Origin of the sequence: Paramylibacter kogurei, assembly GCF_002742285.1 — a bacterium.
Taxonomy (GTDB): domain Bacteria; phylum Pseudomonadota; class Alphaproteobacteria; order Rhodobacterales; family Rhodobacteraceae; genus Amylibacter; species Amylibacter kogurei.
The window spans coordinates 225,038-249,616 of the sequence record NZ_MDGM01000012.1 but is presented as its reverse complement, the minus strand read 5'-3'; the positions used below and the strand labels follow the sequence as shown (position 1 = coordinate 249,616).

General features: G+C 51.0%; 22 protein-coding genes. 8 read left to right on the top strand and 14 right to left on the bottom strand.

Going from position 1 to position 24,579, the window contains the following annotated elements; genetic code table 11:
* The 3 genes from BFP76_RS06645 to BFP76_RS06635 all read right to left on the bottom strand — a co-directional run bounded on the left by BFP76_RS06645 (position 1) and on the right by BFP76_RS06635 (position 3,096).
* Positions 1–459, bottom strand: a complete 459-nt coding sequence (locus BFP76_RS06645) for a (2Fe-2S)-binding protein (protein WP_099592388.1) — start codon at positions 457–459, stop codon at positions 1–3.
* 99 nt (positions 460–558) lie between these two features.
* Positions 559–1,302 (bottom strand): gamma-glutamyl-gamma-aminobutyrate hydrolase family protein, encoded by a 744-nt coding sequence (locus BFP76_RS06640; RefSeq protein WP_099592387.1) that lies wholly within the window; start codon positions 1,300–1,302, stop codon positions 559–561.
* Between the two features lie 192 nt (positions 1,303–1,494).
* Complete coding sequence (locus tag BFP76_RS06635; RefSeq protein WP_099592386.1) at positions 1,495–3,096, bottom strand: ABC transporter substrate-binding protein; 1,602 nt, start codon at positions 3,094–3,096, stop codon at positions 1,495–1,497.
* A gap of 255 nt (positions 3,097–3,351) precedes the next feature.
* Between BFP76_RS06635 and BFP76_RS06630 the strand changes: the two genes are divergently transcribed.
* From BFP76_RS06630 to BFP76_RS06620, 3 genes are read left to right on the top strand one after another with little or no spacing between them, the layout of a single operon-like run.
* Positions 3,352–4,332, top strand: coding sequence for an ABC transporter permease (locus BFP76_RS06630; RefSeq protein ID WP_099592385.1), 981 nt, complete (start codon positions 3,352–3,354; stop codon positions 4,330–4,332).
* Positions 4,329–5,249 (top strand): ABC transporter permease, encoded by a 921-nt coding sequence (locus BFP76_RS06625; protein ID WP_099592384.1) that lies wholly within the window; start codon positions 4,329–4,331, stop codon positions 5,247–5,249. Before BFP76_RS06630 ends, BFP76_RS06625 begins: the two co-directional genes overlap by 4 nt.
* Complete coding sequence (locus BFP76_RS06620; protein WP_099592383.1) at positions 5,239–6,864, top strand: ABC transporter ATP-binding protein; 1,626 nt, start codon at positions 5,239–5,241, stop codon at positions 6,862–6,864. The genes BFP76_RS06625 and BFP76_RS06620 overlap by 11 nt, the downstream gene beginning before the upstream one ends.
* A 47-nt stretch (positions 6,865–6,911) precedes the next feature.
* Here BFP76_RS06620 and BFP76_RS06615 read toward each other — a convergent pair whose 3' ends face one another.
* Positions 6,912–7,322 carry a hypothetical protein gene (locus tag BFP76_RS06615; protein WP_099592382.1) on the bottom strand — a complete coding sequence of 137 codons (411 nt, stop codon included), beginning with the start codon at positions 7,320–7,322 and terminating at the stop codon, positions 6,912–6,914.
* A 242-nt stretch (positions 7,323–7,564) separates the two neighbouring features.
* Between BFP76_RS06615 and BFP76_RS06610 the strand changes: the two genes are divergently transcribed.
* The gene (locus BFP76_RS06610) at positions 7,565–7,813 is read left to right on the top strand and encodes a peptidase (RefSeq protein ID WP_205661386.1); all 249 of its coding nucleotides are present in this window, start codon (positions 7,565–7,567) and stop codon (positions 7,811–7,813) included.
* 5 nt (positions 7,814–7,818) lie between these two features.
* Here BFP76_RS06610 and BFP76_RS06605 read toward each other — a convergent pair whose 3' ends face one another.
* The 3 genes from BFP76_RS06605 to BFP76_RS06595 are packed head-to-tail and all read right to left on the bottom strand — an operon-like array spanning position 7,819 to position 11,867.
* Positions 7,819–9,183, bottom strand: coding sequence for an FAD-dependent oxidoreductase (locus BFP76_RS06605; RefSeq protein WP_099592381.1), 1,365 nt, complete (start codon positions 9,181–9,183; stop codon positions 7,819–7,821).
* An 8-nt stretch (positions 9,184–9,191) separates the two neighbouring features.
* A complete protein-coding gene (locus tag BFP76_RS06600) occupies positions 9,192–10,490 on the bottom strand; it encodes an NAD(P)/FAD-dependent oxidoreductase (protein ID WP_099593946.1) in 1,299 nt (432 codons plus the stop codon).
* Between the two features lie 9 nt (positions 10,491–10,499).
* Positions 10,500–11,867, bottom strand: coding sequence for a glutamine synthetase family protein (locus BFP76_RS06595; protein WP_099592380.1), 1,368 nt, complete (start codon positions 11,865–11,867; stop codon positions 10,500–10,502).
* 100 nt (positions 11,868–11,967) lie between these two features.
* Between BFP76_RS06595 and BFP76_RS06590 the strand changes: the two genes are divergently transcribed.
* The 4 genes from BFP76_RS06590 (at position 11,968) to BFP76_RS06575 (ending at position 15,898) form a co-directional block, all read left to right on the top strand.
* Positions 11,968–13,308 carry a glutamine synthetase family protein gene (locus tag BFP76_RS06590; RefSeq protein WP_099593944.1) on the top strand — a complete coding sequence of 447 codons (1,341 nt, stop codon included), beginning with the start codon at positions 11,968–11,970 and terminating at the stop codon, positions 13,306–13,308.
* An 11-nt stretch (positions 13,309–13,319) separates the two neighbouring features.
* Positions 13,320–14,288, top strand: a complete 969-nt coding sequence (gene speB, locus BFP76_RS06585) for an agmatinase (protein WP_099592379.1) — start codon at positions 13,320–13,322, stop codon at positions 14,286–14,288.
* A 12-nt stretch (positions 14,289–14,300) separates the two neighbouring features.
* Positions 14,301–15,578, top strand: a complete 1,278-nt coding sequence (locus BFP76_RS06580) for a DUF2254 domain-containing protein (RefSeq protein ID WP_099592378.1) — start codon at positions 14,301–14,303, stop codon at positions 15,576–15,578.
* 62 nt (positions 15,579–15,640) lie between these two features.
* Entirely contained in the window at positions 15,641–15,898 is a 258-nt protein-coding gene (locus BFP76_RS06575) for a hypothetical protein (RefSeq protein WP_099592377.1), read from the top strand.
* Here the strand turns inward: BFP76_RS06575 and ppk2 are convergent.
* From ppk2 to BFP76_RS06540, 7 genes are all read right to left on the bottom strand, one after another.
* Positions 15,895–16,812, bottom strand: a complete 918-nt coding sequence (gene ppk2, locus BFP76_RS06570) for a polyphosphate kinase 2 (protein WP_099593942.1) — start codon at positions 16,810–16,812, stop codon at positions 15,895–15,897. The two genes, BFP76_RS06575 and ppk2, sit on opposite strands and share 4 nt — an antisense overlap.
* Positions 16,813–17,143: 331 nt before the next feature.
* Positions 17,144–18,541: an aspartate aminotransferase family protein gene (locus BFP76_RS06565; protein ID WP_099592376.1), complete on the bottom strand. Its 1,398-nt coding sequence runs from the start codon at positions 18,539–18,541 to the stop codon at positions 17,144–17,146.
* Positions 18,538–19,251, bottom strand: a complete 714-nt coding sequence (locus BFP76_RS06560; RefSeq protein WP_099592375.1) for a type 1 glutamine amidotransferase — start codon at positions 19,249–19,251, stop codon at positions 18,538–18,540. Before BFP76_RS06560 ends, BFP76_RS06565 begins: the two co-directional genes overlap by 4 nt.
* Before the next feature lie 13 nt (positions 19,252–19,264).
* A complete protein-coding gene (locus tag BFP76_RS06555; RefSeq protein ID WP_099593940.1) occupies positions 19,265–20,053 on the bottom strand; it encodes a crotonase/enoyl-CoA hydratase family protein in 789 nt (262 codons plus the stop codon).
* The gene (locus BFP76_RS06550; RefSeq protein WP_099592374.1) at positions 20,053–20,907 is read right to left on the bottom strand and encodes a hydroxymethylglutaryl-CoA lyase; all 855 of its coding nucleotides are present in this window, start codon (positions 20,905–20,907) and stop codon (positions 20,053–20,055) included. The genes BFP76_RS06555 and BFP76_RS06550 overlap by 1 nt, the downstream gene beginning before the upstream one ends.
* A complete protein-coding gene (locus BFP76_RS06545) occupies positions 20,900–22,573 on the bottom strand; it encodes an AMP-binding protein (RefSeq protein WP_099592373.1) in 1,674 nt (557 codons plus the stop codon). Before BFP76_RS06545 ends, BFP76_RS06550 begins: the two co-directional genes overlap by 8 nt.
* Positions 22,573–24,576, bottom strand: coding sequence for an acetyl-CoA carboxylase biotin carboxylase subunit (locus tag BFP76_RS06540; RefSeq protein WP_099592372.1), 2,004 nt, complete (start codon positions 24,574–24,576; stop codon positions 22,573–22,575). Before BFP76_RS06540 ends, BFP76_RS06545 begins: the two co-directional genes overlap by 1 nt.
* Positions 24,577–24,579: the final 3 nt, after the last annotated feature.

The following is a 24,579-nucleotide window of genomic DNA, read 5'->3' as shown; positions in this document are numbered from 1 at the left end:
TCACGCCCCGCTTAAATTTTTGGCGGCGGTTTTTATGGCGGCGCGAATGCGTGGATAGGTTCCACACCGACACAGATTGGCCGACATAGCGCGATCAATTTGATCATCTGTTGGTTCTGGGTTCACATCCAAAAATGATGCGGCGGCCATGATTTGCCCCGATTGGCAATATCCACATTGCGCCACTTGGTGTTCGACCCACGCAGCCTGAACCGCATGCATAGCATTGGGTGTTCCCAATCCTTCGATTGTGGTGATATCACCATCGACATCACCCGCCGCCATCTGACAAGATCGCACAGCCATCCCATCAATATGCACCGTACATGCGCCACATTGCGCAACGCCACAGCCGTATTTTGGCCCCGTGATATTCAATTCATCGCGCAAAACCCACAACAACGGCATGTCGGGTTCGACATCCACTTCATGTTCGTTTCCATTGACGTTCAGCTTCATCTTCGCCCCTTTGCACAGATGGATTTACCTGATGCTAGCGCAAGGGCATGTACCAAGCAACGCAAGTGCCCGTGAATGTCGTGGCGTAACGGTTTTTGATTAAACGTGTTCGCGCATGCTTTGGCCGAATGCTTCGAACAAGGGGCGCGAAACACCGCATTCATGCGCACGCCATTCAGGGTGCCATTGCACCGCCATGGCAAAGCTGGGCGCATCGGCGATGCGGATTGCCTCTGGCGTGCCATCGGGGGCGTGGCCTTCGATGATGATACGCGCACCCTTTTCCTTGATCCCTTGCCCATGCAGCGAATTGGTTTTCACCACGGTTGCACCAAACATTTTGGAAAATTCGCTGCCGTCGATCAGGGTCACATCATGGCGAAGTGCGAATTTTTCCTCGAGCGTGCCATCGGGGGGCATACGGTGGTTCATCCGTCCGGGCAAATCACGAATTTCGGGATAAAGCGATCCGCCAAAGGCGACGTTAAATTCCTGAAACCCACGACAAATGCCAAGGATCGGAATGCCCTTGTCCACGGCTGCGCGGATCAACGGTAAGGCGACGCGATCACGGTCGCGATCAAATTGCCCATGCGCGGGGGTTGCCTCTTCGCCGTATTCTTCGGGGTGCACATTGGGGCGCCCACCCGTGAACAAAAACCCATCAAAACGGCCGCAAAGATCATCAATATTCACCATATCGGGAATGGCAGGGATCACCACAGGCAGCGCGCCAGACACCCGCGCGATCGCCTCGACATTGCTCACGCCCGTGGATTGCACGGGATAGCTATCGTCGATGATGTATGAATTACCGATAATACCAACAACTGGTTTGGCCATAACAAGACTCGCATTTAAAATTAATATCTTGATCATACCCATATCTTGGGGAATGAAAATGGGGTTTTCGACATGGTATTGATCAAGAATTGTACAATGCAAAAATTACTGATGATGATCAGGTCATTTTATTTGATCAAAAGAAAAAGGGCGATCACTGCTGACCGCCCTTTCCCATCATTCATATGGTAATTATGCGAACCACCAGCGTTCGGTGTTTTTGTTACCATCCAGTTCCCAGTTCCCTGCGATCTGTTCTTCATGCGCCAAGTTTTTGGACAATGCATGAATGTGGTTTGCAAACATTGGAACGATTGCGCCGCCATCATTGTGGATCAACTGCTGTGTTTCAAAATACATGGAACGGCGCTTGCCTTCGTCCAGTTCTGCACGCGCCGCAATAACTATTTCGTTAAAGCGTTTCGCATCTGGCGTATCGCGCCACGCAGTGTCATTCCATTCTGTATCGGCAGTATATGCAGATGAATACATCCAATCCTCGGTCGGGCGACCACCCCAATAACATGTGCACCAAGGTTTCTTGTTCCACACGTTTGACCAGTAACCATCGGATGGTTCACGCACCACTTCGACATCGATACCAACCTCTTTGGCGGATGCTGCAACCAATTGCGCCGCATCAACTGCGCCCGCAAATGCCGCATCGGATGCAGACAATTGGATCGTACCAGAATGGCCAGATTTCTTGTAATGCTCCATCGCTTTTTCAGGGTTGAATTCACGCTGTGCCAGATCGGATGCGTGATATTGGTTTGCTGTTGAAATCGGGTGGTCGTTACCAATTTGACCATGACCCAACAGAATTTTGTCAACCAATTCTTGACGTTTGATTGAATATTTCAACGCCATGCGCAGATCATAATTATCAAACGGTGCTGCATCCACGCGCATTGGCATGGTGTAATGCAATGTACCCGCAGCCTCTAGAATGCTGAGCGTTGGAACACGCGCCAACAGGGCCACTGTTTTTGGATCAACGCGGTCAATCACATCAACATCGCCATTCATAATGGCGTTTTGACGTGCGGTTGTGTCCAGCAAGCTGAGCATTTCCAGCTCATCAAAATGCGCTGAATTTGCTTTCCAATAATTGGGGTTGCGCTTGAACGTTGAACGCACACCTGCTTCGAAACTGTCCAAAACATAGCCGCCGGTACCAACACCAGCCTGTGCATCAACCGCACCATCAACAGATGGCATGATCACAAGGTGATAATCGGATACGATGAATGGGAAACCAGCATTGGGGCCATCCAATTCGACCACAACGCGATTTGCGCCATCTGCTTTCATGGATACGATTGGTGCCAGCAAACCTTTGGCTGCGGATTTACTGTCTTCGCCGCGGTGATGGTTCAATGATGCAATCACATCATCCGCTGTCAGGGTTTTGCCGTTGTGGAATTCCACACCTTGGCGCAGGTTGAAAACCCATGTTTTGGCATCTGATGATTCATAGCTTTCGGCCAATTCAGGGCGCAGCGCACCATCTGGGCCAACTTCTGTCAGACAGTTACCATAGGCAAAACCGATGCCTGTCATCATGGAATTTTCATATGTTGCTGGATCAAGCGAATCCGTGGTCGCACCATGTGCCATACCTTGGCGCAGCAATCCGCCCTTTTTAGGTGTCGCGGCAATCGCTTTGTCTGCCATGCTTAGCGCGCTTGGCAACACAACGCCCGCGGCCAATGCAGACATCACAAATTGACGGCGATCAATCTGACCTGCTGTCAATTTTGTGGCTTGCTTGGCAAGAAATAATTTTTTCATTTTTAGTCCTCCAGTTGGATAGTAGGTGATCCATTATTTTATTGGTTGGATCATTCCGCCGCGCAGACTGTTGCATGATTCCCCGCGCTTTACCAATGTATCTTTGTAAAAATTATGTGTGACCCAGCGATTCCAACGCCAATAAAACATGCGCTTTGGGTCAAAATCCAAGCAAATGCTTTACAAACACGCCCTGCCCTGCGTTAAATTAGCAAAACCGCAGCGGGACAAACCCGCGCGAGAGGGAGAATATAAGTGCATCCAATTCTTGGAACCATCCTGCAACGGCTGTTGTTGGGGCTTATCACGCTGTTTTTTGTGTCTTTAATCATCTTTAGCGCGATTGAATTTTTGCCAGGCGATTTCACCCAAGCCGTGCTTGGACAGGCCGCAACCGAAGAAACCGTTGCCGCGTTTCGCCGTGAATTGGGGTTGGATCAACCTGCATATCTTCGCTATTTCAACTGGGTTGGATCGGTAATGACCGGTGATTTAGGCACGTCATTTTCAGGGCGGGCTTCATCGGGTGTTGATCGATCCCGCGCCGTGGTTGATTTGATCGCGCCACGTTTATGGAACACATTATTCTTGGCGGGCATGGCAGGGATTGTTGCGGTGCCGCTTGCGCTTTTCCTTGGGGTGACGGCCGCTCTTTATCGCAACACGATGTATGATCGCACGGTGAATGCCGCGACATTGACCACGATTTCATTTCCTGAATTTTTCGTCGCATATTTGTTGATCTTGTTCTTTGCATCGCTTTGGCCAGTGTTTCCATCGCTTGCCAATGTGAATGCGGATACGCCGTTTATGGAACGTGTGTATAAATGTGCATTGCCAGCATTAACGCTCACCTTGGTGATTGTCGCCCATATGATGCGCATGACGCGTGCGGCGATTATCAACCTGTTGGCCAGCCCCTATATCGAAATGGCAAAACTGAAAGGCGTGTCGCGCACCCGCGTGATTTTGCGCCACGCATTGCCAAACGCATGGGCGCCGATTGCAACCGTGATTGCATTTAACCTTGCCTATCTGGTGGTGGGCGTTGTGGTGGTAGAGGTGGTGTTTGTTTACCCCGGCATTGGCCAGTTGATGGTGGATGCGGTGACAACCCGCGATATCCCCGTGGTACAGGCATGCGCCCTGATATTCGCCGCCACTTACATTATTTTGAACCTGATCGCCGATATCATCGGCATCGTTACAAACCCAAGATTGTTGCACCCACGATGACCGATACCGAACATACCTATTCCGCCGCTGGCGAAGTGGCAAATCTGCGCGAACGCCGCACGCGTTGGCAGATGGCGAAAATCGAATTGAAAAAGGCGCCTTTGTCTGCGTGGTTTGGCATGATCGTGATTGCGATCTATTTCTTGGTGGCCATTTTTGCCCCCATCATCGCGCCCTATGGCGAGGCAGAGGTATTTCCAACGCCCTTTGCACCTTGGGGTGGCGAACATATTTTTGGCACCGATCAAATTGGCCGCGATGTGTTTTCACGCCTGATTTATGGTGCACGTAACACCATGGGCATCGCATTGGCGGCAACCTTGTTATCATTCCTGATCGGTGGCGGTTTGGGTCTGGTGGCCGCCATCAGCGGCAATTGGTTGGATCAGCTATTGTCACGCGGGGTGGACATCCTGATGGCGATCCCAAGTCTGATTTTTGCATTGATGTTGCTCACTATTTTTGGATCAAGTGTGTTGAGCCTGATCTGTATCATCGCCGTGTTGGACAGCACGCGCGTGTTCCGATTAACCCGTTCCGTTGCGGTCAGCGTCGTGGTGATGGATTATGTCGAGGCGGCAAAATTGCGCGGTGAAAAACTGGGCTGGATCATGCGTCGCGAAATCCTGCCAAACATCATGCCCCCACTGATCGCTGAATTCGGATTACGGTTCTGTTTCGTGTTTTTGACCATCGCGGCCTTGTCATTCTTGGGGCTTGGCATTCAACCACCCACCGCCGATTGGGGCTCTATGGTGCGCGATAATGCATCCATGATCCAATTTGCCAAATATGATCTGACGGCGGCGCTCACGCCGATGATCCCTGCGGGTGCGATTGCCCTGTTAACCGTTGCTGTGAACTTTGTCGTTGACTGGTTCTTGCATAAATCAAGCGGACTTAAAGATGACCACTGATACCCACAAAGGCAAAAAGGGCGATGTCCTGTTAGAGATGAAAAACATCACGATTGATGGGTTTTCAGATGAAAAATGGCACCCGATTATCAAAGGTGTCGATCTGACCCTGAAACGGGGCGAGGTCATGGGTTTGATCGGTGAATCAGGTGCGGGGAAATCCACACTTGGCCTTGCCGCCATGGGGTTTGCACGCCCGGGATGTAAAATCACTGGTGGATCAATTGATTTTGACGGGCATGATTTGATCAACGCGACAGAGGATGAATTGCGCGCGCTTTGGGGCACACGCATTGCCTATGTTGCGCAATCCGCCGCTGCATCATTTAACCCCGCACATCGTTTGTTGGATCAAACCGTGGAATCCACGCTTGATGGTGGGTTGCAAACGGCGAACGCCGCGCAATCAGATGCACGTGAATTATACGCATCCCTGCAATTGCCCGATCCCGATAATATCGGTGATCGCTACCCCCATCAGGTTTCGGGGGGTCAATTGCAACGGATGATGACCGCAATGGCGATGTCATCACGCCCCGATTTGATTATTTTCGACGAACCAACAACCGCGCTAGATGTAACCACACAGGTCGAAGTGTTGGTTGCGATGCGCGATATTGTGGAGCGGTTCAACACGGCTGCGATTTACATCACCCATGATTTGGCGGTGGTCGCGCAAATGGCCGATTTCATCAAGGTTCTGCGTTACGGCGAAGAGGTAGAAGAGGCCGAAACACGCCAAATGCTATCCGCCCCGACAGAGGATTATACAAAATCGCTCTGGTCTGTGCGTGCGCTCGAAAAACCCGAAAACATTAGCAATGATACGGTTTTGGAAATCAAAAATGTTGATGCGGCCTATGCTGGCACGGTCAAGGTTTTGCACGATGTGAATATCAAAATTGCACGCGGCACCACGGTGGCCGTGGTGGGTGAATCAGGGTCTGGTAAATCCACAACTGCGCGGGTGATAACGGGGCTATTGCCCCCCTTAACGGGTGAAACCCTGTTTAACGGTGAACCGCTCCCCCCGGCACTCAAGGATCGCAGCAAGGATCAGTTGCAACGCATTCAGATGATTTACCAAATGGCCGACACCGCGATGAACCCGCGCCAAACCGTGGCTGAAATCATTGGCCGCCCATTGGAATTTTACCACGGGCTGCGCGGGCGCAAAAAACAAGATCGCATTCTTGAACTGTTGGAAATGATCGAACTGGATCAGACATTTTACGACCGTTTGCCATCGGAATTATCAGGTGGGCAAAAACAGCGTGTCTGTATCGCGCGTGCATTGGCGGCAGAACCAGAGGTAATTATCTGTGACGAGGTCACATCCGCTCTTGATCAGATCGTGCAAGAGGGCATCTTGCGCCTGTTGTTACGGCTGCAAAAAGAATACAACATCACCTATCTGTTCATCACCCATGACATCGCAGTGGTACAAGCCATCAGCGACGAAATCGTGGTGATGTACCAAGGCGGCGTTGTCGAACAAGGCCCAAAAAGCGTGGTCATGTCACCCCCTCACCCCGATTACACGCAATTATTGCTGTCGTCAGTTCCCGAAATGGACCCCGATTGGTTGTCCAATCTGGTGGATGGGCGCGGATAGCTGATCTAGGATTTTGTCAGTACACTCGATAATTTAATATGTGTTGCTCAATTAAAAATAATTTGCGCCAATTCTCGCTGCTCAAAACCATTCTTAGGATTTTTGGAAAACTCATCCCCAAAAAATGTAACTCTTGCGTGTGAAATCACACTATCGCTAACGCCGCTTTGCACGGCATTTAAGAATTCTAAGTCTACAAATTGTTCGACATAAAATGTATTTCCAGAACCCCCGGAACTAATAAACTTAATCGACGGAGGATGTGATGGATTTCCAAAATCTTGGTATGCGAAACGCATTTCTACAGGCAAAGAATGAAAATCAGATTCCCCATGGATTGTTAGCAAAAAATGAGTACTATCAAAAGTGCTCCCTGCTGTTCGTGTACTTTGGGAAATCGCCAATTTTTGACTCTTAAAACTTACAGTATGGGTTATAGAATTGTTGATATTTAGCATTAAACTGACTCCTTAAATTGTTGCAAAAATTTTATTGGAATTCAATTAAATTGGGCTGTTTGAAACTTAACAGACTATAATCGCACTTCGATCTTTAACAGATGAATTATGTAATCAACTTGTCAACAGCATTATGTAAATCATAACTTTAAAAAAACTTTTTGCAACATACCCACATTCCATATACATTTCTCAGCATCAGAACGCCGGGTTCACGGCGCTGATATTCCGAAAGTATTTGAATGACATTGATGATGTTTGCGCGTTTCGAGCAACCGTTGAAATGGCTGGCCTTTGGCTTGGGTTTGGGCAGTGCGATTGCGGTGGTTCAGGGCTGGCAATTGGCGGCGATGCTGCTGAGCCTGCCATTTTGTTTGATCTGGATTTATTGTGGGTGGCTGCGCAATGAGCCACAGTTGAAATATATCAACATGATGTTTGCAGCTCTGTATGTTTACGGGTTGGTGCGATATTTTTTGATCAACGGTTAAACGGTTTAATCAATCCGAACACCTTGGCGGCGCAATTCGGTTTGAACGGCGCCGATATCCACGCTATCCACATCGCGATTTTCACGCACGGCCAATGCGGCGGCAATGCCAGCGCCCTGTCCTGCAACCGCACAACAGGCCATGTTGCGCGTGGCGGCATGGGCAATTTTATCCCCGCCAATGGCACGCCCCGCCACCAACAGGTTTTTCACGCCCTTGGGCAACATTGAACGATATGGAATTTGCATATATCGCCCTGTGGTGGGCAGAATTAAAATGCCGTATCCATCTATAAATTCAGGATAAATTCCGATGCTATCGTCAAACCGCCCCTGTTCGCGGACATCCGTTTCGGTCATGTTATAGATCGCATCAATCTTGCGCGTATCACGAATACCGATGGTCATGCCAAAATTGCGCAACCGCACATCGCCACAGCCGGGTGTATATTTGCGCAGCGCATTAATCGCGTGCATTGCTTGTTTGCGCCCTTCGATTTCGAACTTGGTCATGCTTTCGGGATCGGTGCCATCACACCCCGCCAAATGCACCAAATTCATATAGGTCATTTCACCACTGTCATGCACCGCACCCCAAGTGCCCCCAATGGTATTCAGATGTGCAGGGATCACCCCATCCTTGATGGCCCGTTCAAACGGTTTTGCCAAGAATGGCGAAAACATATCGTCTTCTTTGCCGCTGGTTTCAATTTCCCATTCACCCGTCGCCCAATCGGCATAGGTTTGCGGATCCGCATTCACCCCCGCCATGAACGCGGTTTTATCAACACCTGCCAGATGAAACATCACCGATGCGGCCTGCATCTGTTCAACGGGGGTTTTGTTGGTAGGCGCACCTGCGCGTTGGGCAATATCGGCATCACCCGTGGCATCAATAACTACGCGCCCCATGATTGCCTCGCGCCCTGCTTTGCTTTCGGTGATGATGCCCACAATGGCGTCACCTTCCATGATGGGGGCAACAAATTGGCGGTGCAACATCGGGCGCACCCCTGCCTGTTCCACCAATTGATCGGCGACCAGTTTGAAACCCTCGCTATCCAATTCATAAGACAATGATTGGCTTTCGGGAACGGCCGCGCCCATTTCCTTGGCGCGGGTTTCAAATTCCATGCCGATGCCGCCGGCCTCTATTGTTTGTTCATGGCGATACCATGCAAAACCTTCGACACCCACGGTGGTGATATTCCCACCCATGCAACCAAAGCGTTCCACCAGCGTGACATCCACGCCCGCACGCGCCGCCGCCAATGCCGCGGCCAAGCCCCCGGGGCCAGAACCAACAACCAGTACATCCGTATCATGGATCACATCCACGCGCCGCGCAGGTTCGGCTATGAATTTGGGCATATCAATCCTTACAATTTGTCGCGCAGCGAATACCAAAGCATCGCTGCGATCAGCAATGGATGACGCAGCGCCACCCCGCCTGGAAATTTCTGGCTTGGTACATTTGCCATAATGTCAAATCGTTCTGCTTGGCCTTGAACGACCTCTGCCGCCAATTTCCCGCCCATTGTCGCCATGGCAACCCCATGCCCAGAATACCCAGACAGCGAAATGATATTCCCCGCTGCGCGATAAAAATGGGGCATACGGTTCATAGTAATCCCAAGGGTTCCACCCCATGCGTAATCAATTTTGATATCTGCCAGTTGTGGGAAAATCGCCGCCATGGGTTTGCGCACCTTTCCCGCAATATCGCGTGGAAATTTATAGCCATAGGATTCCGTGCCCCCAAACAACAATCGATTGTCATCAGAGAACCGAAAATAATTCACCACGAATTTTGTATCCGCCACCGCGTAATGGTTTTTCACCACTGCGTTCATTTGCGCTGTGTCCATCGGTTCGGTTGCCACGATGTAATTGCCAATCGGCATCACATGGCGGGCGACCTGTGGTTCCAGATTGCCAAGATACCCATTGCAGGCAACAATGACAAAATCCGCGCTGACCTTTGCATCGCCTGTATGCACAGTGGCACGCGCACCATGTTCAATGCGCACCACCCGCGATTGTTCAAAAAACTGCACCTCCGCATCCACGCATTTTCGCGCCATCCCAAGCGCAAAGCGCAGCGGGTGAATATGCCCCGCGTTCATATCAAGCGAGCCACCGAAATAAGCATCGGAATTGACCAAATCGCGCAACGCCGCGCGATCCAATTTTTGCATATGTGGGTAATCATATTCAGCGGCCATTTTATCAACATAGACATGTTCATGCCCCACATATCGTTCGCGGTGTGCGGCATGGATTAACCCATGTTGAAATGCACAATCGGGCATATCTGCGCATAAATCTTTGACCAATTGCACCGCGTCTTGGGAAATATCCCAAAGCGCGCGGGCATGTTCGCACCCCAGCATGGTTTCCAATTCGTCCTGTTCCAGACGCTGGCCTTTGCCAACCTGCCCACCATTGCGCCCTGATGCACCAAATCCGATGCGTTGTGCATCCAACACCACCACGTGATACCCTGCCCGCGCCAGATGAAGCGCAGATGATAACCCGGTAAACCCCGCACCAATGATGCAAATATCCGCATCAATGCCACCCTTCGCAGGTGGAAATATCGGTAATGGTTTGGCAGTGGCGGCGTAATATGATGCGGGATATTCCCCCGCCACATCATTCGCCGTCAATAAATCCAAGGCCGCCATTTAGGCCTGCAACAACAGATGTTCGCGTTCCCATGGTGAAATTTCGCGCTGATATTCATCCAGTTCGGCATGTTTAATATCGCTGTAAAGTTTACAGAACTCTTCGCCCAAAACGGCGCGATATTCGGTTGCCATATCAAACTGGCGCAAGGCGGAATTCAAACTATAGGGAAGTTCGGATTTATAAACCTCTTTCTTGGCCTCTGGGCGGGGTTCGATTTTATTCATCATCCCCAGATAGCCCGCCGCCAAACTTGCCGCGATGGACAAATACGGGTTTGTATCGCTACCCGTCACACGGTTTTCCACGCGCCGTGCCTTGGGCCCTGAATTTGGCACGCGGATACCGGTGGTGCGATTATCCTCGGCCCATTCCAAATTGGTTGGCGCGCTCATCTGGCCTGAAATGCGGCGATATGAATTCACATATGGCGCGAGCAGTGGCATCGCCGATTGGATATGTTTTTGTGACCCGCCAATGAAATGATAAAACGCATCGGTGGGTTTGCCATCCTTGTCGGAAAAAATGTTTTCGCCGGTTTTGATGTCTTCGATGCTTTGGTGAATATGCATTGCACTGCCGGGTTCATCGCGCATCGGTTTGGCCATGAATGTCGCAAAAACCCCGTATTTTAGCGCTGCTTCGCGGATGGTGCGTTTGAAATAAAACACCTGATCAGCCAGCGCCAGCGGATCGCCATGCATCAAATTAATTTCAATTTGTCCCGCACCGCCTTCTTGGATTACGGTATCAATCAACAATCCTTGGGCATCGGCGTAATCATAGATTTTATCGATCACTTCGCCATATTCATCCACGGCAACCATGGAAAACGCTTGGCGTCCCGCACCCTTGCGCCCTGTGCGTCCTGTCATGGGTTCAATATCATCGGTGGGATCGGTATTGGGCGTGGTTAGATAAAATTCCAATTCGGGTGCGACAACGGGGCGCCAACCTTGATCTGCATAAAGCTTTAGCACATGTTTCAACACATTGCGCGGTGCAATTGGCAATGGCGTGCCATCGCGTGTTTCCAGATCATTGATCACCTGCATGGTGGGGTCTTCGGCCCAAGGAACAGCCGTAACCGTGCCCATATCGGGGCGCAAAACAATGTCTTTTTCAAGCCATTGATTTTCAATATCCATATCCACATATTCGCCTGAAATTGTTTGATAAAACAATGATATAGGCAGGAAAAATGTTTCATCAGGTGAAAATTTATACGCGGGCATTGCCTTGCCGCGCGACATGCCCGCAAGATCGGGAATGATACATTCCACCTCGTCCAGTTGGCGATTATTACGATAGGTTTTAAACGCGTCTGGCACGTTATCGAGCCAGCCTTTAGCAGATGCGTTACTCACGATAGTATCCTGTTATAAATTATGCCGATCTGGCGCACATACAGTGGACAAAATCAATCCGCCTGATAGTGTAAACCAACCTTATAATGAGAAGATCAACGTGTCCAATTTTTCAGACATCTACACCGAATATTGCCAAACACATGGCACGCCCGAACGCATTGAAATCATGTTATGTGACATGAACGCGGTACTGCGCGGCAAATGGCTCCCGAGTAGCGAAATTGACAAACTTGGCAAAGGCAGCGTGCGCCTGCCCATGTCCACATATTGCCCCAATATTTTGGGCAATGATGTGGAGGAAACGGGGCTTGGCATTGTTTCGGGTGATCCCGATGCAAATTTGGTGCCTGTTGTTGAAACCCTTTGCAACGTGCCATGGGCCGATGGCGATGTGGCGCAAATTTTGGTCGAAATGACAGATGATAATGGCGAAATTAGCACGCTGTCATCGCGCCAAATACTGGCCAATGTCTGGGATCGGTTCAAGGCGCAGGGGCTTCACCCTGTGATTGCCTGTGAATTGGAATTTTACGTATTCCATCCGCGCGATGACCCCGATCAATCCCCAACACCGCCCGATTGGTCGCCCGATGCGCAAAACTATGATCTGGATGTTCTCAGCCGATCAGAGGATTTGTTGCGCGATATTCAGGCCGCCGCATTGGCGATGGACATGCCGATTGACACATTGATCGCAGAATTTGGCCCGGGCCAATTCGAAATTAATTTTCAGCATACCGATAATGTGCTGTTTGCAGCCGACACAGCGTTGATGTTTCGCCGTCTGGTGCGCGGTGTGGTGCAAAACCACGGGATGGAGGCCACGTTTATGGCCAAACCATACGCCGAACACCCGGGCAATGGGATGCATTTGCACGCATCTGTGTTGGATGATGATGGCAATAATATTTTCGCCAGCGATGATGGTGTGGGCGAACGTCTGTTCCACGCCGTTGGTGGTGTTTTGGAAACCATGCCAGAATTACAGGCGATTTTTGCGCCTCACCTCAATTCATATCGCCGTTTTCAGGCAAACAGCTTTGCGCCAACCCATCCCAATTGGGGATTGGATCATCGTGGCGCTGCGATCCGTCTGCCCGATACGGATAATCGCGCCGCACGTCTGGAACATCGGATCAGCGGTGCGGATGTAAATCCATACCTTGCCTTTGCCGCGATTTTGGGTGGGATGTTACATGGGCTGGATAATAAATTGCCCGTGCCACCCGCGATTGATGCCGATGAAGCGGTGATCCCTGAAAAGCTAACCCATGATTGGTCAACAGCCGTTGATAAATTCGCAACATCGAATATTGCCGCCCAAATTTTTGGCGCAGAATATCGCGATATTTATGCCACCGTGCGCCGCGATGAAATTGCGCAATTAACCACAGAAATCGCACCCATTGAATATCGCACCTACCTCAACCGACTATAAGGATTGCAACCATGACAACCAAAGGTGATTTTGCATTTCGATCAAATGAAAATTTGGGGCGTTCGGATGATCGTACCTATTCTGGTGTGCTCAGCTTTCTGCGCCGCCGATATACGCGTGAATTGAACGATGTTGATGTGGTGGTAAGCGGTGTGCCGTATGATTGTTCTGTGACCAATCGGTCTGGCTGTCGTTTTGGCCCACGCGCCATCCGCGAGGCATCAACGCAATTGGCGGAACTGGATGCATTTCCATTTGGGTTTTTCCCATTTGATACGCTTGCCGTCACAGATTATGGCGATTGTTACATGGACCCCCATCATCCCGAAACAATTGCCGATACCATCGCGGATCATGCACGAGAAATTTTAAAATCGGATGCGAAAATGTTGACCCTTGGGGGTGATCATTTCATCGCCTATCCATTATTAAAGGCGCACGCCGAAAAATACGGCCCCATAGCGTTGGTACAGTTTGATGCCCATTGCGACACATGGCCCGATGATGGCAAGCAGTTGGATCACGGCACGATGTTTGCGCGTGCTGCGGCGGATGGGATTATTGATACAACAAAATCCACGCAAATTGGGCTTCGTACATATAATGATACGGATGCGGGTTTTGAAATCCTGACCGCGCCCTGGGTGCATCGCAATGGCATTGATGCAGCGCTTGATATTATCAAAAAACGCGCAGGCGATGCGCCTGTTTATATCTCGTTCGACATTGATGGGTTTGACCCCGCATTTGCCCCTGGCACAGGTACGCCCGTGGTGGGTGGATTGGCCAGTTGGCAAGGATTGGAATTGATCCGAGGCATGGGTGATCTAAACCTGATCGGCATGGATGTGGTCGAGGTCGCGCCCGCATATGACCACGGCGAAATCACCGCATTGGCGGCGGCCACGGTTGCGCATGATTGGTTGTGTTTGCTGGCTCAGAAAAAAGGTGCCAAGGGCCACGTGATCGGGCGCATTTAACAAGGGGGTTTCATGATCAGCGCATTGCGCAAACGGCTAAAACAACTGCGCGGACTGTCCACGGTTCCTGGGCTGATTGCGTTGACCTTCTGGTTTTTTGCCTTTGTCTGGTTAGGCGTAGATCGATATTTCCCAAATGCGTTTGAAACGGGCTGGTTTTCGTTTCTGGCCGTGAATGAAACCACGGCTGCGCGCGTTCTTGGCACGGTGGCATCGGCGTCGATCACCACGCTTGGTCTGGTGTATTCCATTGTATTGGTGGTGTTCACCACGGCGGCGGGTAATATTGGGCCGCGATTATTGCAACGGTTTACATCCGATCGCGTCAACCAATTCACCGCAGGGCTATTTGGCGGTACGTTTTTGTTTTCATTAACAGTTTTATATCAAACCACCGCTGATTTTGTGCCAAAAATATCCGTCACCATCACCATGTTGCTGGCGGTATTGGCGGTGTTGCAGTTGATTTATTTCGTGCGCACCGCATCCATTAGCGTCACAGTAGACGAAGAACTGGCGGCGATTTCATCACAATTGGGTCGCGATATTGACGCGTTGATCGCATCAGAAGACCCCAAGGAATTTCAATCCAAACATGACACCGACCAAGACGTTGCATTGCGTATTTGCGCCGATGGTTCGGGTTATATTGATGAAATCGACAGCAAGGGTTTGATCGCATTTGCGCAAAAACATGATCTGTATTTTCAGCTCTGCCACGGGTTCGGGGATTTTGTGATCAAGGGGTCAAAAATCGCAAATGTCTATGCGAAAGATAACCTTTCATCTGATGATGAGGTGACGCAATATGTGCAAGCTGCCGTGATGTTATCCGAGTCACGATCCCCTGTGTCGGACGTGGATTTTTCGATCCGTTTGATGATCGAAATTGCCCTGCGCGCCCTGTCGCCTGGGATCAATGATACGTTTACGGCGATCACCTGTATTGATCGAATTTCATCCGCATTGCGCAATCCCGTTTGCCACGGTTTGCGCGAACATATTCGCGGTGACGGTGATGGGATTGCGCGGTTGCATTTACCGGGCATGACATTGCGCGATTTGATCAACACAGCATTTCATCCGCTGCGCCGTGCGGCGGCGGGGAATGTGTTAATGACCAAACATATTTTGGATGCTTTGGGGCGGTTGTATCATCTGGGGGATGATGATGCGCGCGATATTCTCAAAACCCATATTGATTTGATGATCGAGAGCGCAAAACAAAAAACGCTGCTGGATGCGGATATGGATTTCATTTTGAAACAGCGCGATGAAATCTTGGCGTAAGTTTTCGTTTTGAAACGCGGGGCATCAACGCTAGGCTGATCCAACCAATAGGGAGGAATGCCATGCTTACAAATGACCACATCGAAATATTGCGCCAAGAGGTTTCAAAAATGGATATCGGCGCGCATTTCACGCTCGAAGACATTTCCGCACGTCATCCCGAATGCGGCACTTTGGCGGAATTTGGCACCGAAGTGTCCAAATCCGTCAAAGACATCAACGACAATCGGTTGGATTTCATCGTCTATCATGCAATTTTGCCAAATGGGCGGCCTGAAAAATCAGACAGCGATAAAATCATTTACCGCCGCTTGCGTTAATATTTTTGCGGCACATACAGATCGGTTGGCAAAACCGCGCGTTCATAATCGGGGTTTGAAACACGTTCGGGCAGCGTGATCGTATCATGTGGCACATCCCCATATGGGATTTGCGCCAACAGATGATCCATGCAATTCAGGCGTGCGCGTTTTTTATCGTTCCCCTCAACAATGAACCAAGGTGCCTCTGGTATGTTGGTGCGTTGTAGCATTTCCTCTTTTGCGATTGTGTAATCTTCCCAGCGGATGCGCGATTGTAAATCCATTGGGCTCAGCTTCCATTGTTTCATCGGGTCGTGGATGCGGGTAAGGAAACGGTATTGTTGTTCTTCGTCCGTGATCGAAAACCAATATTTAATCAGCTTGATGCCAGAGCGCCCCAACATGCGTTCAAATTCGGGAACGTCGTGAAAAAATTGATCAACCTGATTGTCATCGGCAAATCCCATCACCCGTTCCACGCCCGCGCGATTATACCATGAGCGATCAAACAAAACGATTTCACCACCTGCGGGCAAATGCGGCACGAAGCGTTGAAAATACCATTGCGAAGTTTCGCGATCATTGGGTGCGGGCAATGCCACCACGCGACATACGCGCGGGTTCAGGCGCTGCGTGATGCGTTTGATAACGCCGCCCTTGCCGGCCGCATCGCGACCCTCGAATATTATCACAACCTTGGATTTGGTTTCGATCACCCATTCTTGTAATTTCACCAATTCCGCTTGCAGGCGGAACAATTCGTTAAAATACACATGGCGATCAATCGGGTCGGTTTTATGTGGGCGGTCAAGATTGCGCAATTCATCGGGAATATGGGAATCATACATTTCCTGTTCTAATTCTTCGTCCAGATAATCCTGAAATTCGGTTTTGCTCCAACTGTCGTTGGTGTTTGGTTTATCTAGGCTCATGATTTTTCCCATCTGCGCGTTATTCATCAGCGCCAGTGTATAGTTAAACACTGTGACAGTTTGATAAAATCAACAGCACAAACGCCCCGCAACCAAATTGGATTGCGAGGGTTCATGCATATTTGCATATGGGTCTTGGAATTGGGCGGGCCCGCCGTTGCGGTTGTTCATTCAAACGGGGGTTTTAGACCCGTTTGTCCTAGGCTTGCGCCTGTCCACCGATGATTTTGGAACCAGCGCACGGGTGCCAGCCCGCGCACAAGTGAAACCACTTTGACGTCGGGAATGTTATAGCGTGAAATGCGTTAGGATTTTATGAGCATAGCGTTCGCTATCCTGCCACCATCAATCCATCCGCTGTTGCCTTGGCCAATGTTTGATCCAATGATTTGACGGCGCGCTCAATCAACACATCCACATCCGATGGGGTTAAAACAAGTGGCGGTGAAATAATCATGCGATCACCGACATGGCGCATCACCAAACCGTTTTCAAAACAAAACTCGCGACAGATAAGCCCAACCGTGCCTGCATCGGATTTAAACGGCGCGCGTGCGGATTTATCGGGGGTCATCACGATTGATCCCATCATGCCAACAATATTGGTTTCGCCAATCAACGGGTGATCCGCCAAAGCGTGCCATTTTTCGGCCAGATAGGGCATGGTGGTTTCACGTGCGGTTTCAATGATTTTTTCCTCTTGCAAAATCCGCAGATTTTCCAAGGCCACAGCGGCGGACACGGGGTGCCCGTTATAGGTATAACCGTGGTTAAAATCGCCCGCGTTATTGACCACATCTGCGATTTCATCGCTGATCAATGATCCACCGATCGGGGCGTAACCTGATGATAGCCCCTTGGCGATGGTCATAATATCGGGGCGAATGTCATAGGTTTGCGAACCAAACCAATTGCCCGTGCGCCCAAATCCACAAATCACCTCATCCGCGATCAACAGGATGTCATGCGCATCACAAATGCGCTGAATTTCGGGCCAATATGTTGCGGGAGGAACGATCACACCACCCGCACCCTGCACCGGTTCGGCGATGAATGCGGCGACGTTATCTTCGCCAAGTTCGGCGATTTTCAATTCCAATTGGCGCGCACGTTCAAGACCGAAATCTTCGGGTGATAAATCGCCGCCCTCTGCATACCAATTTGGTTGATCGATATAGGCAATGCCTGGAATCGGCAATCCACCTTGGGCGTGCATCCCCGACATACCACCCAATGATGCACCACCAATTGTCGACCCGTGATAGGCGTTTTTGCGGCTGATAATTGTGGTTTTCGTGGGCTTGCCCTTGGCGGCCCAATAATGGCGCACCATGCGGATATTTGTATCGTTCGCCTCGGAACCTGAACCGGCATAAAACACGTTGTTAATATGGGCTGGTGCCAGTTCGGCGAGCTTTGCGCTTAATGCAATTGCGGGCACATGTGTGGTTTGGAAAAACGTGTTGTAATAGGGCAATTGTTCCATTTGTGCGGCCGCGACATTGGCCAATTCTTTGCGCCCGTATCCAATATTCACACACCACAGCCCTGCCATGGCATCCAGCATCTGATTGCCATCAGAATCCGTTAACGTCACGCCATTTGCGGCGGTGATTACACGCGCACCCTTTTTCGCAAGCTCTGCGCCAGCGGTAAACGGGTGCATGTGGTGCGCGGCATCAAGTGCCTGTAATTCGGCGGTGGGCAGATGGTTGGTGATTTTATTCATGATACTTCCTTTGTGCCCTGTGATGTGGCGCCCTGTTTTGCCGCCATGAAAAAATCGCGCACCATTTCAACCAGTTTGGGCGTTGATAATGGTTCGTCGGTCAAACTGTCGGCGACTTGTTTTGCCTGTGCATCGTCAAACACGGAATAGCGTGCGGCGAGCAATCCTTTGGCGAATTCGGTGGTGAATTCGGGATGGGGTTGCCATGACATGGCGTTTGATCCGTATGATAGCCCTGCGTATCTGCAAAAATCAGTTTCCATTGTGGGTGTCGCCATAGGCGGGATTTCAACCACTTGATCCTGATGCCAGCCGATCATGGTCAGCGTTTCATCACCCATGCGATAATCCGTGCGCCCCGCGGCCCAGCCACCGTCAAATTTCACAACCTTGCCGCCCAAGGCCTGTGCCATGATTTGATGGCCAAAACAAAACCCCGCCATGGGGACGTTTTTTGCAAAGCTTTCGCGGATGAAATTTTCAAGCGGGGGGATCCAATCGTGATCCTCATAGGCGCCATGTTTGGACCCAGTCACAATCCAGCCATCCTTGGCCGTGACCGATTCGGGGAATTCATTGTGCAAAACGGGGAATGTTTCAAATTCAAACCCAAGCCCCGCCAACAGGCGAGCGAACATCTGATCGTAATCGCCATGTTTGCCGATCAATTCATCAGGTGCGTGCCCTGTTTGCAAAATGCCAATTTTCATGTCGCATCTTTCGTCAATCTGCCCAGCTTGGGGTCGTTTTGTTTAAAAACGCATCCAAACCTTTGGATGCTTCTGCACCCTCCCAGACGTCTGCTAACAGGGTGATTGTTTCGTCGATTACCGCATCATCAATTTTGGGGCCAAGTTTGCGCGCCAATGCCTTTGCATGGCCCACCGCTTGTGGTGCGACGTGCAAATATGGCGCGATTTCTGCTTCGATGGCAAGGGGCAAATCGGATGCATCCACGCTTTTGGCGATGATGTTTAATGCCGCTGCTTCTGCCGCATCAAAAATGCGTGCAGACATGAAAACACGCCGCGCGAAACCCTCGCCCATACGCGCGATCACATAGGGGCTAATCGTGGCGGGGATCAGACCCAGTTTGGTTTCGGTGAGGCCAAATTTTGTACCTGTCTCTGCAATCGCTACATCACAGACACAGGCCAAACCAACCGCACCGCCAAATGCGCCGCCGTGAATTTGCCCGATAAGGGGTGTTGGCATGGTATTCAATGCCTGTAACATGGTGGCCAGTTTGCGTGCCTCGGCCATGCGGGTTTTGCGATCTGCGTTAATCTGATCCATCATCCACTGCAAATCGCCACCCGAACAGAACAATTTGCCAGCGCCCCTGATCACAATTGCCCGCGTTTCATCCGTCGCACCCAGATTTTGCGCCATATGGGTCAGATCCAGCATCATCTGTGCATTCAACGCATTGCGTTTATCTGGGCGGTTCATGGTCACTGTGGCAACACCGCGATCATCCATGGAAATTTCAAGCGTTTCATATGTTGTCATCATGCTGTCCTTAGTGATTTTGCGAATGCGCCCATGGCGCGCAATTTTTCCAAATCGATGCCTGTTTCAAACCCGCGATCATGCAATAATTGCACCACAGATTCAGATGCCACATTCCCCGCCGCACCCGGTGCATATGGGCAACCGCCCAACCCGCCCACGGCGGCGTCAAATGTGCGCAAACCCCGATCAAGACTGGTTGAAATATTGTCCAGCGCCCGCCCGTTTGTATCGTGATAATGCCCGGCCAGTTTATCCGCAGGAACCCCCGCCAATACGGGTGATAACATCGCATCAATCCTATCAGGTGTGCCCGCACCAATGGTGTCGCCAAGGCTGATTTCATAACAGCCAACGGCGAACAATCGCGCCGCCACATCCGCCACCGCCGATGGTGCCACATCGCCGTCATAAGGGCATTTGATTACACAAGACACATACCCCCGCACGGGTATCCCCGCCGATTTTGCCGCTGTTATAATCGGGGCAAAGCGATCAAAGCTTTCATCAATCGAACAGTTGATGTTTTTCTGGCTGAACCCTTCTGATGCCGACGCGAAAATCGCGATTTCATCGGCATTTGCCGCAATCGCACCGTCATATCCGCGCATATTGGGCGTGAGTGCTGCGTAAGATACCCCATCGCGCCGCGTGATCCCCGCAAACACATCCGCAGCATCGGCCATTTGTGGCACCCATTTGGGGCTGACAAAGCTGCTGACCTCGATCTTTTGCAGACCACAATCGGACAGGCCATCGACCAGTGCGATTTTTTGCGCTGTGGGGATTTGCACGGATTCATTTTGCAACCCATCGCGTGGACCCATTTCAAATAATGTCACATGTTCAGCCATTTTGTTCCTCCGATGCGGCCTCTGCCTTGGCCAATCTGCGTAATTCGTGGCGAATGATTTTGCCCGTGGTGGTCATTGGCATTTCATCCAAAAACCGTACCACGCGCGGGTATTCATATGCGGCAAGCTGTGATTTCACATGATCGGCAATGTCACCTGCCAATTCATCGCTGGGTTCAAAACCTGCGATCAATGTCACATAGGCGGCGATCACGCTGCCCCGCGTGGCATCAGGTTTGCCAACAACACCTGCGAATTGAACGGCCTTGTGCGTTGTGATGCAATCCTCGATTTCAGCGGGGCCAATGCGGTATCCAGCCGAGCTGATCACATCATCATCGCGCCCGATGAATTGGAAATGCCCCGATGGCGTTTGCAATCCACGATCACCCGTCAATAACCATTTGCCATCCGCGCCGCTTACAAATTTTTCCGCCGTTGCGGTTTCATTGTTCCAATAGCCCAGAAACATCACAGGATCGGGGGATTTCACACCAATTGCACCCTCGATCCCATGGGGCAACTTCGCCCCCGTGGTTTCATCAATGATCGCAACATTATGCCCAACAACACCGCGCCCCATGATCCCCGCCGCAACGGGTTCCAGCCCTGCACAGGATGACACAATCATATTGCATTCGGTCTGGCCGTAAAATTCATTGATCGCCACGCCAAACGCACGATTGCCCCAATCCAGCAAATCCGCGCCCAGCGATTCACCCCCGCTGGCCACCGCGCGCAATTTCAACGCATATCGTTCGGGATTTTCCACCTTTCGCATCATTTTCAATGCGGTTGGTGGTAGGAATGCATTGGTTACACCGTGTTTACGCATCAATTCAAATGCCCCGATCCCGTCGAATTTTTCAAATCGATGTGCGATCACACTCGCACCATGGTGCAATGCTGGCATCATCACATCAAGCAATCCACCAATCCATGCCCAATCGGCGGGTGTCCAAAACACATCACCCTGATCACCCATGAAATTATGGCTGGTTTCCACCCCTGGCAAATGGCCCAGCAACACACGGTGTGCATGCAACGCACCCTTGGGATTGCCCGTCGTGCCAGAGGTATAGATCAACAATGCCGGATCATCAGCGCGGGTCATCATCGGTGTGAAATCAATGCTTTCACCCGCGATGAGCGTATCGAAATGATGCGTGTCCTCCTCACCGGTATCAATGCAAATCACATAGCGTAATTTTGGTAGTTCATCGCGCAGGCTGGCAATTTTTGCAGCCCCCGTTGCATCCGTGATCACCGCAACAGCACCTGCATCGCGAAGGCGGTGCAACAATGCAAGCCGTTCAAACAATGTGAATAATGGGATGCTGATACAGCCCATTTTCGACAATGCGATATGGGATAACGCAGTTTCAACGCATTGGGGCAGTAACACCCCCACGCGATCACCATATGCACCCGATTTGCCAATCCCCAAACGGGTTAGCGCATGGGCCAACCGATTGGATTGATCGCGCAAATTGGCAAAGCTGTGGCGCATCCCCTTGCCCGATGATTTCACATCGATAATGGCAATGCGATCAGGGTCGCGATCCGCCCAGCGATCACAAATATCAACGCCGATATTATAAAATTCGGGGATATCCCATGCGAATTCCGCATTGAGCGCATCAAAGCTGTTGACGATGGGCAGCATTAGATATCGACGGGTTCAAGTTGCAATAACATCGCGCCATCCAACACCTGATCACCGACATCTGTCAAAACCTCTGCAATCACACCATCGCGTGGTGCGGTTAGGCTGTGTTCCATTTTCATTGCTTCCAGCATGATCAGAACATCGCCCCTGGACACGGATTGCCCTGCTTTCGCGTTCAACAATTTCACCAATCCGGGCATGGGGGCGATGATACCGTCCCCACCATCGGCGGCGTCACTGCTGCCGAGCAATGGATCAGGGCGTATGAAATGGAGCGTTTGTGCATTGGCAAAAACGCTGACCGCTCCGTCATCTTGATAAAGTGACACAACGCTGGTCACACCGTCATGCAACAGGGTGAAATCACCGTTTTGCCCCGCTTTGATGTGCAGCGTTGTTTCAACATCACCTTGGGTGATTTTAAACTGGTCATGCCCCAAAATTTCAACATGGCACTGCAGTGTGTCATCACCCATCGTCAATGTCGCCACTGGATTTGCAACACCCCAAGCACGAAACCCTGATTTTGCGGCGAATGGATCATGTGGTTGTGCGTCGTCCAACAATCCCAAAGATGCCACAGCGGCAAAACCGATCAGTTCAGCGGGTGCGGTTCCCATATCGGTCAGCGCATCAATATCGCGTGCGATCAATCCTGTGTCCACTTGTCCTGCGCCAAACCCGTCATGGGCGGCGAGCGCCGATAGAAAACCGATATTGGTCACAGACCCTGCGATATGCGTATCACCAAGGGCTGCGCGAAGCTGTCCAAGTGCGGCGGCGCGGGTTGGGCCGTGCACGATCACCTTTGCAATCATCGGGTCGTAATAGGGGCTGATGGCATCGCCCATGCGTACACCGCTGTCAATGCGTGTTGACCCAAGGGCGAATTGTGCACCCTTTGGAAATTGCAAATGATGCAATGTGCCCGTTGATGGCAAGAAACCCTTTGGCACATCTTCGGCGTAGACGCGTGCCTCAAACGACCAGCCGTTAATGTGCAGATCATCCTGTTTCACGGGCAATTCTTCGCCAGCGGCGACGCGCAATTGCAATTCGACAAAATCAAGCCCTGTGATCGCCTCGGACACGGGGTGTTCCACTTGTAATCGGGTGTTCATTTCCATGAACCAGAATCCATCTGTGCGCAGCCCATCGCCACCATCAACGATAAATTCCACCGTGCCAGCGCCGACATAATTCACCGCCTTGGCCGCATCAATTGCCGCCTGTCCCATGGCGGCGCGCACATCGGCGGGCATGTCTGGTGCAGGGGCTTCTTCGATTACCTTTTGATGGCGACGTTGCAATGAACAATCACGTTCAAACAGATGGATCACATTGCCATGTTCATCGCCAAATACCTGAATTTCGATGTGGCGCGGGGATGTGATGTATTTTTCAACCATACAGATCGGATCGCCAAAGCTTGCCGATGCTTCGCGCTGTGCGGAATCAAGTGCGGCGGAAAAATCAGCGGCGCGTTCAACCAAACGCATGCCTTTGCCACCGCCCCCTGCGCGGGCCTTGATCAACACGGGGTAGCCGATTTTTTCGGCTTCGGATTGCAGCAATTTCAAATCCTGATCTTCGCCGTGATAACCGGGTACAACAGGAACGCCCGATTTTTGCATCAGATTTTTCGCCGCATCCTTTAGCCCCATCGCGCGGATCGCATCCGCAGATGGCCCGATAAATTTAAGCCCTGCTGCGACAACCGCATCCACAAAATCGGGATTTTCGGATAAAAACCCATATCCCGGATGAATGGCCTGTGCGCCGGTTTTTAAGGCGGCGGCAATAATGCGATCCCCCAAAAGATAACTTTCATTCACCGCTGGTGGGCCGATATGTACCGCCTGATCGGCCAGTGCCACATGTTTTGCGCCCGCATCCGCATCGGAATAAACGGCCACGGTTTGCACACCCAAACGACGCGCGGTTTCAATCACGCGACATGCAATTTCGCCGCGGTTTGCAATCAGAATTTTATCAAACATCGC

Excerpts from the sequence above, each read along its gene's own strand:
- BFP76_RS06545 (WP_099592373.1), bottom strand. The coding sequence starts at position 22,573 with ATGCTGCCCATCGTCAACAGCTTTGATGCGCTCAATGCGGAATTCGCA.
- BFP76_RS06615 (WP_099592382.1), bottom strand. The coding sequence starts at position 7,322 with ATGCTAAATATCAACAATTCTATAACCCATACTGTAAGTTTTAAGAGT.
- BFP76_RS06555 (WP_099593940.1), bottom strand. The coding sequence starts at position 20,053 with ATGACAACATATGAAACGCTTGAAATTTCCATGGATGATCGCGGTGTT.
- BFP76_RS06580 (WP_099592378.1), top strand. The coding sequence starts at position 14,301 with ATGATCAGCGCATTGCGCAAACGGCTAAAACAACTGCGCGGACTGTCC.
- BFP76_RS06575 (WP_099592377.1), top strand. The coding sequence starts at position 15,641 with ATGCTTACAAATGACCACATCGAAATATTGCGCCAAGAGGTTTCAAAA.
- BFP76_RS06620 (WP_099592383.1), top strand. The coding sequence starts at position 5,239 with ATGACCACTGATACCCACAAAGGCAAAAAGGGCGATGTCCTGTTAGAG.
- speB (WP_099592379.1), top strand. The coding sequence starts at position 13,320 with ATGACAACCAAAGGTGATTTTGCATTTCGATCAAATGAAAATTTGGGG.
- ppk2 (WP_099593942.1), bottom strand. The coding sequence starts at position 16,812 with ATGAGCCTAGATAAACCAAACACCAACGACAGTTGGAGCAAAACCGAA.
- BFP76_RS06565 (WP_099592376.1), bottom strand. The coding sequence starts at position 18,541 with ATGAATAAAATCACCAACCATCTGCCCACCGCCGAATTACAGGCACTT.
- BFP76_RS06610 (WP_205661386.1), top strand. The coding sequence starts at position 7,565 with ATGACATTGATGATGTTTGCGCGTTTCGAGCAACCGTTGAAATGGCTG.
- BFP76_RS06645 (WP_099592388.1), bottom strand. The coding sequence starts at position 459 with ATGAAGCTGAACGTCAATGGAAACGAACATGAAGTGGATGTCGAACCC.
- BFP76_RS06640 (WP_099592387.1), bottom strand. The coding sequence starts at position 1,302 with ATGGCCAAACCAGTTGTTGGTATTATCGGTAATTCATACATCATCGAC.
- BFP76_RS06605 (WP_099592381.1), bottom strand. The coding sequence starts at position 9,183 with ATGCCCAAATTCATAGCCGAACCTGCGCGGCGCGTGGATGTGATCCAT.
- BFP76_RS06550 (WP_099592374.1), bottom strand. The coding sequence starts at position 20,907 with ATGGCTGAACATGTGACATTATTTGAAATGGGTCCACGCGATGGGTTG.
- BFP76_RS06540 (WP_099592372.1), bottom strand. The coding sequence starts at position 24,576 with ATGTTTGATAAAATTCTGATTGCAAACCGCGGCGAAATTGCATGTCGC.
- BFP76_RS06560 (WP_099592375.1), bottom strand. The coding sequence starts at position 19,251 with ATGAAAATTGGCATTTTGCAAACAGGGCACGCACCTGATGAATTGATC.
- BFP76_RS06625 (WP_099592384.1), top strand. The coding sequence starts at position 4,329 with ATGACCGATACCGAACATACCTATTCCGCCGCTGGCGAAGTGGCAAAT.
- BFP76_RS06635 (WP_099592386.1), bottom strand. The coding sequence starts at position 3,096 with ATGAAAAAATTATTTCTTGCCAAGCAAGCCACAAAATTGACAGCAGGT.